General features: G+C 62.2%; 13 protein-coding genes and 1 pseudogene. 1 reads left to right on the forward strand and 13 read right to left on the reverse strand.

Going from position 1 to position 12,070, the window contains the following annotated elements:
• Positions 1-242: 242 nt before the first annotated feature.
• On the forward strand, positions 243-2,333 hold the full coding sequence (locus tag EC86_RS0122765; protein ID WP_029528138.1) for a recombinase family protein: 2,091 nt from the start codon (positions 243-245) through the stop codon (positions 2,331-2,333).
• On the opposite strand, the pseudogene EC86_RS30110 reads toward EC86_RS0122765, so the two are convergent.
• From EC86_RS30110 to EC86_RS0122825, 13 genes and pseudogenes are all read right to left on the reverse strand, one after another.
• Positions 2,330-2,677 (reverse strand): annotated as a pseudogene (locus EC86_RS30110) (transposase); the annotation flags it as partial. The gene EC86_RS0122765 and the pseudogene EC86_RS30110 sit on opposite strands and share 4 nt — an antisense overlap.
• A 55-nt stretch (positions 2,678-2,732) precedes the next feature.
• Entirely contained in the window at positions 2,733-3,269 is a 537-nt protein-coding gene (locus tag EC86_RS0122775; protein WP_029523703.1) for a hypothetical protein, read from the reverse strand.
• Entirely contained in the window at positions 3,266-4,852 is a 1,587-nt protein-coding gene (gene tnpC / locus EC86_RS0122780; protein ID WP_051675644.1) for an IS66 family transposase, read from the reverse strand. The genes EC86_RS0122775 and tnpC overlap by 4 nt, the downstream gene beginning before the upstream one ends.
• A 5-nt stretch (positions 4,853-4,857) precedes the next feature.
• Positions 4,858-5,244 carry an IS66 family insertion sequence element accessory protein TnpB gene (gene tnpB, locus EC86_RS0122785; protein WP_029528140.1) on the reverse strand — a complete coding sequence of 129 codons (387 nt, stop codon included), beginning with the start codon at positions 5,242-5,244 and terminating at the stop codon, positions 4,858-4,860.
• Positions 5,244-5,579, reverse strand: a complete 336-nt coding sequence (gene tnpA, locus EC86_RS0122790) for an IS66 family insertion sequence element accessory protein TnpA (RefSeq protein WP_029523700.1) — start codon at positions 5,577-5,579, stop codon at positions 5,244-5,246. Before tnpA ends, tnpB begins: the two co-directional genes overlap by 1 nt.
• A gap of 71 nt (positions 5,580-5,650) precedes the next feature.
• The gene (locus EC86_RS0122795; protein WP_232230030.1) at positions 5,651-5,968 is read right to left on the reverse strand and encodes a helix-turn-helix domain-containing protein; all 318 of its coding nucleotides are present in this window, start codon (positions 5,966-5,968) and stop codon (positions 5,651-5,653) included.
• A complete protein-coding gene (locus tag EC86_RS28095) occupies positions 5,862-6,569 on the reverse strand; it encodes a hypothetical protein (protein ID WP_232230031.1) in 708 nt (235 codons plus the stop codon). Before EC86_RS28095 ends, EC86_RS0122795 begins: the two co-directional genes overlap by 107 nt.
• A gap of 196 nt (positions 6,570-6,765) precedes the next feature.
• Positions 6,766-7,836, reverse strand: coding sequence for a flavodoxin family protein (locus tag EC86_RS0122800; protein ID WP_029528142.1), 1,071 nt, complete (start codon positions 7,834-7,836; stop codon positions 6,766-6,768).
• 130 nt (positions 7,837-7,966) lie between these two features.
• Positions 7,967-9,484, reverse strand: a complete 1,518-nt coding sequence (locus EC86_RS0122805) for an NAD(P)H-dependent oxidoreductase (RefSeq protein ID WP_232230019.1) — start codon at positions 9,482-9,484, stop codon at positions 7,967-7,969.
• Positions 9,485-9,568: 84 nt separating this feature from the next.
• Positions 9,569-9,727, reverse strand: coding sequence for a DUF3309 family protein (locus tag EC86_RS28100; protein ID WP_036773949.1), 159 nt, complete (start codon positions 9,725-9,727; stop codon positions 9,569-9,571).
• A 207-nt stretch (positions 9,728-9,934) separates the two neighbouring features.
• The gene (locus EC86_RS0122815; protein ID WP_029528144.1) at positions 9,935-10,159 is read right to left on the reverse strand and encodes a glycine zipper 2TM domain-containing protein; all 225 of its coding nucleotides are present in this window, start codon (positions 10,157-10,159) and stop codon (positions 9,935-9,937) included.
• A 78-nt stretch (positions 10,160-10,237) separates the two neighbouring features.
• Positions 10,238-11,383: a glutathione-independent formaldehyde dehydrogenase gene (locus EC86_RS0122820; protein ID WP_029528145.1), complete on the reverse strand. Its 1,146-nt coding sequence runs from the start codon at positions 11,381-11,383 to the stop codon at positions 10,238-10,240.
• Positions 11,380-11,886 carry a hemerythrin domain-containing protein gene (locus EC86_RS0122825; protein WP_029528146.1) on the reverse strand — a complete coding sequence of 169 codons (507 nt, stop codon included), beginning with the start codon at positions 11,884-11,886 and terminating at the stop codon, positions 11,380-11,382. The genes EC86_RS0122820 and EC86_RS0122825 overlap by 4 nt, the downstream gene beginning before the upstream one ends.
• Positions 11,887-12,070: the final 184 nt, after the last annotated feature.

Genomic DNA, 12,070 nt, shown 5'->3' on the forward strand with positions numbered 1-12,070 from the left:
GCACGCTACGAGGATCTGCGCCAACAGGTGCTTGGCCAATCGACCGTTCAACCCCAGGGCCTGGCTTTGTTCACCCGTCGCGGAATGTGCGCCTGGATGCAGGCGTGGAGTCAGTGCGTGGCGCCGACGCCGACGCCCGCGCCGCCACAGGGTGACCAGCAGATCTGTCCAGCGCAGTTGCACAGGGACGTTGCAATGCTGCTGGCCAGTATGGTTTTGTTCAATCGGCAGGAGGCCCTCGTATGTTGAATGATCACCATCAGAAGGTGCAGGCCAGTCACCTCAAGCGCAACGCCTACCTCTATGTCCGCCAGTCGACGCTGCGCCAGGTGTTCGAGAACACCGAGAGCACCAAGCGCCAGTACGGCTTGCGCCAACGCGCCGTGGCCCTTGGCTGGGCAGACGAACGCGTCATCGTCATCGATACCGATCTTGGCCAGTCCGGCGCCGCCACGGATCGCGAAGGCTTCCAGCGCTTGGTCGCCGAAGTCGGCATGGGCCACGCGGGCATCGTGCTGGGTCTGGAGGTCTCGCGCCTGGCACGCAACTCCATGGACTGGCATCGGTTGCTGGAGATCTGCGCGCTCACCTCGACGCTGATCTGCGACGAGGATGGCGTTTATGACCCGGCACACTTCAACGACCGGTTGCTGCTGGGCCTGAAGGGCACCATGAGCGAGGCGGAACTGCATGTGCTGCGCGCGCGCCTGCAGGGCGGAATCCTGAACAAGGCGCGCCGCGGCGAGTTGGAGATGCGCCCGCCCGTGGGGTTGATCTACACCAGCGAGGGCACGCTCGTGCTCGATCCTGATCAGCAAGTCCAGCATTGCCTGAGGTGGCTGTTCGCAGCGTTCGCCCGCACCGGCTCGGCCTGCGCCACGGTCAAGGCCGCGCGCGATGAGAAGCTGGCATTCCCGCGGCGCTGCGCCAAGGGTCCCCACAAGGGCGAACTGCTGTGGGGCAGCCTGACGCACGACCAGGTGCTTCGGGTGCTGCACAGTCCCCGATACGCTGGAGCGTTTGTTTATGGACGTTGCCATACGATCAAAACCATCGATGGCCGCACCCGGCTGCGTCGACGGCCGCGCGATGAATGGGTCACGTTGATCCCTGGCAGCCATGCCGGATATATCTCCTGGGACGAGTTCGAGCTCAACCAGCATCGCCTGCATGCTAACGCGCAGGCGAGGGGCACCGATCGGCGGCGCGGACCACCGCGCGAGGGGCCTGCGCTGCTGCAGGGAATGGTCTTGTGTGGGCGCTGCGGTCAACGCATGACGGTTCGCTATCACGATCGTCATGGGCAATTGTGTCCCGACTACATCTGCCAGCGCGAACGCATCAAGCACGGTCAAGCGGTGTGCCAACACGCGCCCGGAACCGGCATTGACCAAGCGGTCGCAGCGATGCTCATCGAGGCGGTCAATCCGGTTGCGCTCGAGGTGTCGCTGGTCGTTCAACAGGAACTGCAGTCCCGCTTTGAAGAGGCCGACCGCATGCGCCATGCCCACGTTGAACGCGCGCAGTACGAATGCGAACTGGCGCAGCGACGATTCATGCGCGTTGATCCCGACAACCGGTTGGTGGCCGACTCCCTGGAGGCGGACTGGAACGAGAAGCTGCGCGCGCTGGGCGAGGCACGCGAGGAGTACACCCGTCGCCGAGACGAAGACGCACGCCTGTTGACTGACGAGCAGCGCAAAGCGATCGTGCAACTGGCCACCGACTTCCCTCGCCTGTGGAACGATCCGGGTACGCTCGATCGCGATCGCAAACGCATGGTCAGATTGCTGGTGGAGGACGTCACCTTGAATCGTGACGACAAGATCACCATACATATTCGCTTCAAGGGTGGTGCGCGCAAGTCGCTGCATCTACCCCTGCCCAAGTGCTCCTGGCAGCAGCGTGTGACGCCGACTTCCGTGGTCCAGGAGATAGACCGCTTGCTTGACGAACACACCACTGCGCAGATCGCCGACGTTCTCAATGCCCGTGGATTCGCGCCGGGCGCGGGATCGGCATTCAATACACGGATGGTCGCGCGTCTGGCGCGCGACTACCATCTCAAACCACGATACGACCGATTGCGCGAGCGCGGCATGTTGACACTGCAAGAGATGGCCGACGCATTGCAAGTCACCGCCCACACTGTCAAGATCTGGCTGCGGCGCGGCCTGTTGCGAGGTCATGCCTACAGCGACAAGAACGAGTCCTTGTATGAACCACCAGGCGACCTGGCTCTCCGCAAGAAGCCCGGCGCCAAGCTCTCGCAGCGGCGTCTCGAGGCAACGGTTCCACCTGAACGTACGGAAGGAGTGCAGTATGCGACGTAGTCCTTGTCGTTACTTACCGCCGGTCGGCTGCGAGACGCAGCCACGCCCAGGCGCTGCATGGTGGCGAGCATCGTTTCCCCCTTCATCGGGGAGCCGTTGTCCGAGTGAACAGTGAGCTGATTGGGCGTGATGCCCTGACGCTCGCAGATGGCCTGGAGCAGCCCGCTGGCCAACTCAGCACTCTCGCAGTCGTACACCTGCCAGCCAACGATCCTGCGGCTGAACAAATCCACAAACAGGTAAAGGTAGAAGTAGATGCCGCGTACCTCGGTGGGCAAGTAGCTGATGTCCCAGCAGTAAATCTGATCGGGCCCGGTGGCCACCAGCGCGCGTGGCTTGGTAACCGGTAACCCTGCGGCGTTGTTGACGCGTAAGCCCGAATGCTCAGGAAGGTCGGAGTCAGGGCGCGGCTTGCTTGCCAGAAGAAGGACGGCGCTGAGGTGTGCCGCCGGGCGCGGTGGCGGCGATGCATTCGACGAGATTGAAGGACGCCAGCAGCAGGTATTTCTCGGCATCGCTGCGAACCGCCAGCAAGTCATGATCGCGCAAGTATCCGTGTACGAACGCCAGCAGATAGCGTTGCGCATGACCGTCGACGCGTTGTTGGGCGGCTTGCCGCATAAGCTCGGGACTCAAACCTTCGTCGAACCGAATGCTGCCATTGAGGCGCTGCAGGCAGCGCTCCTGAACGTCCTCCGTGATGAGGGGCCAGTCCAGCCTAGAGGCCTTGATGGCCTGGTAGGCCACCATCAGGATGTAAATCGGTACTTCCAGCTGTTGCAGGCTCACGCCCATGCGCTCGAGCACCAGCACCGAGGCCAGCAAGTTGGGCTGGCGCAGATAAATTTCGTCGGCCAGCTGCACGCGCTGTGCAGCGCTCATGCGTTCCACAGAAACGACCGCCTGGACGACCTGGGCCTGGGACAGCTCGCTCATGGAGCCAGATCCGAACGCAAGGGACGCTCGGCGAAGTGTTGCTTCCACAGCCGCGGGATGAGCTCATGCACGCGCTGCGCCGGCTGCATGCTGATGCGCTGCAAGACATCGACGAGGTAGGTGTATGGATCGATATCGTGCAGCCGGCATGTCGCGATCAGGCTTTGCACGATGCCGGCATGCTTGGCGCCCACCTCCGTCCAACAAAATAACCAATTCTTCTTGCCCATCGGAATCGGGCGCAGGGCACGTTCGATGTGGTTCGTGTCGATGGCCACGTCAGCGTCTTCGAGGAAGACCGACAACCCCGCACGACGCTCGCGCACATAGGCCAAGGCCTTCGTCAACGGGTTTTTCGGCAACAGGCCCTGCTGTTCAAACTGCTGATCGACCCAGGTGAAGAATGCCTGAACCCGAGGCTTGCTGTGGGTGAGACGATGCACGCGCTTGGCCTCACCCGAGAGCTTGGCCTGGCGGATATCGTCCTCGATCTGGTAGAGCGCGCCGATCTGGCGCAAGGCTTCGGCCGCCCCCTGGGGCTCGGCGCCCTGCGCTTCGAAGAACGCTCGCCTGGAGTGGGCCCAGCATTGAGCGTGGGTGATGCCGCTCTTGCTGGCGTAGCTGGCATAGGCCTCGTAGCCGTCGCTCAGCAGCACGGTGCCCGGTTTGCGTTTGAGGCCCAGGGCCTGCTGCACATGCTCATGGCGACGTGACTCGAAGTGCGGGAAGCACACCTCGTCATGTTCACCGTAAACCGGCCAGAAGTAGCTGGTCTTCATCTTGCCGCCGCCGCCCAGACCGGCCTTGATCGGGGTCTCGTCCATCGTGATGACGCGGCTGGCACGGATCGACTCGAGCTGCGCCGTGTAGATGGGTTCGAGCAACTGTGCCGCTTGCTGCACCAGCTGTGTCAACCACGGCCGACTGGTCTTGAAGCCGGCCTCCTGGAGGCGCTGGTGTTGGCGGTACAGCGGCAGGTGCCAGCGGAACTTGTCCAGCAACACGCCGGCGATGAAGCTGACGTCGGCACGGCTGCCCTCGATGACGCCCAGCGGCGCGCTCGGACAGTGCAGGGTCTGCGTGTCGCGGCGCTTGATCACGGGGCGCACGTACTTGAGCACGACAAAGCTGCCTGGGCGCTGCGCCAGGCGGTGGCTGACCTTCTCGCCGATGACCTCGTACTGCTCGGGCGCCAGACCTTGTGCTTCGGGGTTGGGGACCTCGATGACCTGCACCGGCACCTTGGCCTCGTCGAAGAATGTCGCCGCCGCAGCCCCCTCATCGCTAAAGTCGCTGACGGTCCGGCGGCGCTTGTGGGCGGGAACGATCTGGGTGGTTTCGCTCTGATCGCCAGGCTGTGCAAGATCGCCCAGCAACTGGCCGAGGTGCATCTGCTGCGCATCGACCTGGGGCACAAAGCGCTCGCGCTTGTTGCCGAAGATCTGGCGCTTGAACCACTCGATCTGGCGTTTGAGCTCCTCGATCTGCGCGGCCTGGCTCTGCAGCATCTGCGCTATTTTCGCAGGCCCGAGCGCAGCCACCGCGATGGCATCAGGAACTCGGGGCGTCAGCGTCAAAGACATGGACCTTATGTTACCGAGGGCGCCTGCGGTACGGCACAGGATTGTCCCCAATTGCGCGGGCTGCGATAGCGCTTGTACTGCCGTTTGGGCTCGATGCCCTCGAGCATGAGTTTCAACGCCGTCCAGTCCATCTCGCGGTGAACCACCGCACTCCAGTCACGCAAGAATGTCCCGGCCTCCAGTCGTTTGGCCCACACGCACCAGCCGCTGCGGTCAAAGTACAGCACCTTCATCTGCGTGGCGCGGCGGTTGACGAAGACAAACAGATGCCCGCTCAGCGGGTCCTGATGCAGCCCGTGCCGCGCCAGTGCGTACAGGCCATCGAAGGACAGCCTCATGCTCACCGGTTGACCAAAAAGGAAGACGCGAATCTGGCCTTCGGGGAAGAACATCAGCGCCGAACCAGGGTGAGGGTCAGACCCGCGCCGAGGTCCAGGCGCAACTCCAGCGCCGGGCAGGGCGCGGGCGCACCCGAGCCCATCACACCCAAATCGACGAAAGCCATCGGTGCCTGGCTTTGGGCGTCCTGCTTGAGCTGGCGAGGCACGCCAGCCCCACCAAGCAAGCGCGAACGCCAGCGGGCAAAGCTACTGCGGCACAGACCCTCACGGCGGCAGAACGCCTCTACCGTCAATCCGGCGCCTTCAAAGCGTTTGAACGCTTCGAGCCAGGCTTGCTCGTTCAAACGGTGACGGCGCTTTACGCCCTCGTTGACCATGGCTTGCATCGCTGTTGCTCCTCATCGTAAATCGATGAAGGCATTGTTCCCGGCGACACCTTTGCAAGGAAGGACGCCGTTCAGTTACCGGTTACTGGCTTGCTGCGTTTTTGCGCCACCCGTTCCAGGCGGCGGTGCGTCAACTGGCCGGCTTCACGCAGCAGTCGGTACAGGGTCGACTCGCTGGCCACATACAGGCCCTGGTCAGCCAGGCGCGGCACGATCTGGCTTGGTGGCAGATCCTTGAACTCATCGCTGTTGACCACCTCCAGCGCAGCTTGTCGCTCCGCCTCACTGAACTTGTTGGGCGGCACGGTGATGCGGCGTTTGTCGCCGACCCTGAGGTCTCCCTCCTGGTTCTCCGGGCGTCTCCAGCGCTGAACAGTACGCGCATCCAACCCAATCAGGGCGCAGGCCTTTTGCAGACGTGCGCCACTGTCGCAGCACTGTCGGATCAGCGGCAGCAGGATCTGCCGCTGTTTGCAAGTGGTCATTTCTCCTCGTCCTCCCACAGGGCCTGGAACTTTTTTCGGCAAGCACCAGCAAAGCTGCGGCTTCCGCCAGCGCCTTCTCTTTTCGGTGCAGTTCACGCTGCAGCCCATCGTGTTTGACTTGCAGTTCACGCAACGCTGTCTTGGCTTCGCGCGATTCAGGCGCTGTGGCGCTGCAGAATGCTTCACCCCAGGCCTTCAGTTGGTGCTCAAACAACCCCTTCTCTCGGCACCATGCATGCAGCTGTGTCTGCGACATGGCATGCGTCTGGTTCAGCGCAAGCAAGCGCTGGGCAGGGCTCCACGATTGGGCCGGTAAGTCGTCAGGCAGTTGCGCTGCGGGGCCACCGACTTCATGCTTTTGGTTGGATTTGCTGATCCATTTTCTCAAGGTGCCCACCGCCATATTCAATTCATTGGCAACGTCCTGGACGCTGCGTGTGCCTCGTTGCCTGGCTTTGCTCAGGGCCTGTTCTTGGAATTCAGTTGAATGTCGATTTGTTGTCATGAATAGCGCTCCAATGCGGATCATCCGCAATCACGGGGGAGCGGCAACTAGTCTGACACAGGGGGGTATGTTCACCGTATCTCTCCTTGATCTAACCCGTGAGAGACGGTGGAATATGCGCTTATCAGGCTGCCCTTGAGGCGTCTGCGTGTCGTCTCACAAATGTCAGAACCGCTGGCCCCTTCGCCTTCGCGTCTCACTTTTTCCGGGGACGCGACAGGCTCGGCTGCACCGCCTGGAGCCGGCCAGAACGCAACTCGACCACCGCCTGGGCCACCGCGCGCGCCACATTGCGTGCTTCTTCTTGCACCGCCGCATCCCGGTCCAGCGTTTCGTGACTGGTCGCATACGGCTCGTAGTAGCCGACGTAGCGACCTAATCTCGCCTGTGCGCCGGCATCGATGAAACCCATCCAGTCGAGCCAGTCTGATAGCGCGCGGCGCGCGTCATCGACACCGGCCACGTCGCCATGAACTACCAGCCCGTAGGTGCGCCCGGCCAGATGCTGGGGGTAATCCCAGCCGGCCATCTCGAGTTCTTTGGCCTTGCCCGCTTTTTTGCCGCAGGTCGAGGTGGGGTCGGCATTGCCACCATCAGCGCACACCAGGCGATCAATCATCAGTTTTAATGGACTCGGGCTCTGGTACCAGTACACAGGCGAGACGATGATCACGCCATGGGCGGCAGCCCACCGTTCGTAAATCTCGGCCATCCAGTCATTGGTCTGGTTGAGCGCGTGGTTCGGGTAGCAGCTGCATGGCCAGTGGCACAAGGGCATCGCGGTCGATACACAACCCTTGCAGGGGTGGATATGGCGGCTGTAGTCGGAAGTGAGCAAGCTCAGGTCCAGTACATCGACCTGGGTGTCGGCCTGTTCCAGCGTCTCGCGAGCGATTTGCAGCAAACGGAAGGTCTTGGACATCTCGCCCGGGCAGGTGCCGTCATTGCGCGCCGAGCCGCAGATCAGCAACACCCGGGACGGGCTCTCGGGGTCGGCCCAGCGTTGTTGCGCGTCAACGATGCGCTGCTTCGTGGCAACCCACTCGGTTGACAAGTCGTAGTCCGGATCGGCATAACCCGGGCCTGCCTTCTGCGTGAAGGGGGCCTTGCGGCCTTCGGTGTAGGCGGCCCAGGCAATCTCTTCAAGCCGCGCAAGTGACTGATCTTCGGCACGGAACGCCGGATCGATGAAGCCGGCACGAAACCGGACGCCGAACTCCGCACGCACGAGCGGGGCCGGTGCCTGGCCCTTGCGAATCTCAATCATGGCCGCCTCCGCAGGTCAATCGGGCAGGTGTGTATAGCAGCAAAGGCTTTCATGGGTGATTCCTTTTAGTTTGACAAGCGCTGAAGTGCGCTGGCGCGAGACGAAATTGCATCGGTCCGATGCTGACATTTCACGCTCCCGGCCCGCGCATGAGCGCAATCAGCGGTGGGACGCAGAACCAGAGCATGAAGGTGAGTGCCAGCACGATGGCGCCGTCGATGCGCTCGGGCATCTCGCGGGCCGTTAACCGGCGCAGGCGCAGCCATAGCCACGCGCCATGGACGGCGCCGCCGGCGGCGCTCCAGCCAAGCAGCGATGCCATATCCGGTCGCGCCAGCGACAGCAGCGCCGCGAGGGCCGGTGCGGCGACGGTCGCCGCCATCGCCAGACGCGCGGTGCTGCGTTTGCCGAGGATCACCACGAGCGTGCGCTTGGCCGCAGCCTGGTCGGCCGCGCGGTCGGGGCAGCCGGCCAGCAGGATCGAAGGCAAAATCGACACGCCCAGTGGCAGCGCCAGCAGCCACGGCATGTCGTCGCTCCAGCCGCCGCCCTGCACCACGTAGCCGGCCATGATGGCGCCGGCGCTGTGGGTAAGCGCCACATCGAGTTCACCGAATCCGCGGTGCGAAAGCTTTAGCGGCGGGACGGTGTAGCTGAGCGCGAGCGCGGCGAACACGGTATACAGCACGACGATCGCCATGGCCGAGGCTGCTGGAGCGGCCGCGAGCAAGGCGATCAGCGCCGCCCCTGCGGCCAGGAGCGACAGGCCGATGCCCTTGCGCATCGCCGAGCGTTCGAGCCGGCCATCCACCAGCACGCGCGAGCCGCCGGTAAACGGGCCGGCATTGCGGTTGCGCCGGTCGCTGTCGAAATCGAACCAGTCGTTAAGAAAGACGGTGGCCGCTTCGAGTAGAAACAGGGTGAGATAGCCGAGCAGGTAGGGTGTCATGGACATCGGTTTGCCCGCGCCGGCGGCGAGTGCGCCAACGGTATAGACGATCCACGTCATCGGGTAGAACTGCAGGCGAAGCGCTGCGAGCCATGCGAAGAGCCTTTGCGCGCGGCGCTTCGCTGGAGAGAGGGCGCCGTGCACCAGGCGCGAACCGCTGGTCCGCGCACGGTCCAGCCAGCGGCGGCGTTGCTCTGGACTGGAGGTGACGACCGGACCGAAGGTCTCGATACGCGCAGTGCGCAGGCCGCAATAGCCGAGCGTGGCACGCGCCAGCGCCTGGCATCCCGGCGCTCGATAGACGAGCCAGTAGACAAGGGGCGGCGTATCCATTGTCGTGATCAGGTCAGCCGTGCGGCCAGCGAGCAACTTGTCCCATTTGTCGGGTGCGACATGACGAAAGGCGAAGCCCGGCGTCATGACGCGGTCGAGAAAGCCCTTGAGCCGGGCTGGGAAGGTGCCCCACCAAGTTGGGTAGATGAACACCAGGTGCTCCGCCCAAGCGATGTCGTGCTGGGCGCGCACGAGGTCCGGCTCCAGCGGCTGCAGTTCGGGCGAGACCGTGTGGACATCCGGATCGAACCTCATCTCACTCAGGATCAACTCACGGCACTGCGCGCCTGCTTGCCGCGCGCCCTCGGCGTAAGCATCGAAGAGTGCACCGCACAGGCTGTCGCGGCGAGGATGGGCGAGGATCAAGAGGCAGCGCATAGGTTATTAGCGTCGAAGTCGGTGCCGCTGACGATACGCGCAATCCACCGCTTCGCAGAGTGTGAATACCCGTTACAGCCGCCCCATCAACAGCATCACGACAATGACGATGACCACCAGCCCAAGCACGCCGCTGGGTCCGTAGCCCCAGCTACTGCTATGCGGCCAGGTAGGAAAGGCACCGATCAGCAGCAGGATCAGCACGATCAACAGTATGGTTCCCAGACTCATGGCTCTTCCTTCGCGTTGTGATTACCTGGATTAAGTTCGCCGCCGCTGAAGCACGGGATATCACGGTGACGCCATCGCCAGATTTGCCGGTTGCGCCTTGGCAGCCCTCGTTGCCTTGAGCGCTCGCGCCCTGCGAACTTGCGGGTCCCGGCACAGCGACTGACGTGCGCGCCAGTCGCTGTGCCATCCATTCATTTCTCCTTGTACTTACTTCTTGTCTTTACCGACCTCGCTGCCAATGATCCCGCCGACCGCTGCGCCGCCCACAGTTCCGACGCCGCTTCCGCCCGACAGCACGGAACCCGTAACGGCGCCGACCCCAGCACCGATCGCGGTGTCCTTCTGACGCGTCGTCATGCCGCTACAAGCCATCAAGCCGAGCAGCAGTGTTGCAGACACCACACCTAAAGCAAATTTTTTCAGCGTTTTCATGACAATACCTCTTTCCATAAAGTCAGTAAAAAACTCACGCCTGACAAGCCAGTGATGGTCAAGGGCGCATGCTTCGGGCTATGCTGATTTGCCCGGCTTGAGCACCACCTTGGTCCAGCCCGTTTTTCGTTTGTCAAAATTCTCATACGCCTCGGGCGCCTGCTCGAGCGGCAGTTCATGCGAAACAATCCACGAGGGCTTGACCTTGTCCTTTTCGATCAACCGGCTCAGCAGACGGTTGTAGGCTTTGACGTTAGCTTGCCCCGTCCCCATCCTCTGGCCCTTGATCCAAAACTGCCCGAAGTCAAAAGCCATCTGTCCACGCTTTTGGAGCTTCTCCTTGGACCCGGGATCCTCTGGCACGAAGACACCGACCACGCCGATGCCCCCCGTCGCCTTGACCGTGGCCACCAGGTTGTTCATGGTGAGGTTGGGGACTTCCTCACTGTGCATGTTGCAGCACTGGTAACCCACGCATTCGCAGCCGCAGTCAGCGCCTTTTCCTCCCGTCAGCTCCATGATGCGCTCCACCCCGTCGCCCTCGGTGTCGTCAATCGCAATGGCGCCCAGCTTTTCAGCAAGCTTCAAGCGGTCCTTATGCATGTCTACCACCATGACCATGCTCGCGCCCTTGAGCGTTGCAGAACTGGCTGCCATCAAGCCGACGGGCCCCGCGCCATAGATCACGACACTATCCCCAGGTTTCACGCCAGCCAGCTCGGTCGCATGGTAGCCCGTAGGAAAGATGTCCGAGAGCATCACATAGTCGTTTTCCTTTTCCTCCGAGCCACGCGGCAGCACCAGGCAATTGAAGTCGCCGTAAGGCACCCGCAAATACTCGGCCTGTCCACCGCTGTAGGGTCCCATGCCGGCAAAGCCGTAGGCCGCGCCAGCAGTACCGGGATTGGCGGTGAGGCAGAAACCGGTCAAGCCCTTCTCGCAGTTTTCACAAAAGCCGCAGCCGATGTTAAATGGCAGGCAGACGCGATCGCCGACCTTGACCCGATCGACGGCAGATCCCACCTCAATGACTTCCCCCATGTTTTCATGGCCCAGGATGCGGCCGGGCTCCATGCTGGTTCGCCCTTCGTACATATGCAGGTCAGATCCGCAGATATTGGCACTCGATATCTTCACCAGCACGTCAGTGGTGCGCTCGATCTTTGCATCCGGCACTTCCCTGACCTGCACGTCTCGCGGGCCGTTGTAGACAAGTGCTTTCATGCCGCTTCCCTCTTCTTCCTTGGTGAAGCAGCCGGCTTTGCCTCAGCTTGTAGTTGCTTTTTTCGAGCGAATAGTTCCGGAACCATACCTCGCAGGTCCAGCGGGGCGTTTCGCGCCTGCAGGAATATCTGCTCGCGCTCATTGAGAACATGGTGATCGATGAGGGTTCCAAGTGCCTTCACCATAGCGTCATACCCTTCGTCGCTGGCATCCATGGCCTGGATTTTCGCGATCATTTGCTTGGCTTCGTTGTGCTCTTCAAGTGCGTCGTCCATCAACGCGTCATCGCCGATCGCCTCGCGCACCTGGGGATAGAAAATCTCCTCCTCAATCTGCGCGTGGACCGTCAACTCCTGGCAGATGCGTTGGGCGATGGGCTGCTTTTGATCGGCCGGCGCATTGTCTTCGCACAACGCGTTGAAGTTGATGAAAAGTTTTTTGACGGCTTTGTGGTCTGCGTCGAGCAGATCCACCGCGTCTTCATAAGCCACGGTTTCGGTCATAAGGTAGGTTCCAAAAGGTGAATACCGACCCGAAGCGGATCGGAGTCCTTCGCACTTTGGCCCAAAAACTCGTGCGGGCCTGTGGAAAAGGCTGCCGCGGGAGTGTAGGAATTCGCCACGTCAAGGCAGTGCCTCTCGCACTGAAGTACGAGAAGAATGGAGCCATCTTTTGTGACTATTCAGC

It is taken from the genome of Polaromonas glacialis (assembly GCF_000709345.1).
GTDB classification, from domain to species: Bacteria; Pseudomonadota; Gammaproteobacteria; order Burkholderiales; family Burkholderiaceae_C; genus Polaromonas; species Polaromonas glacialis.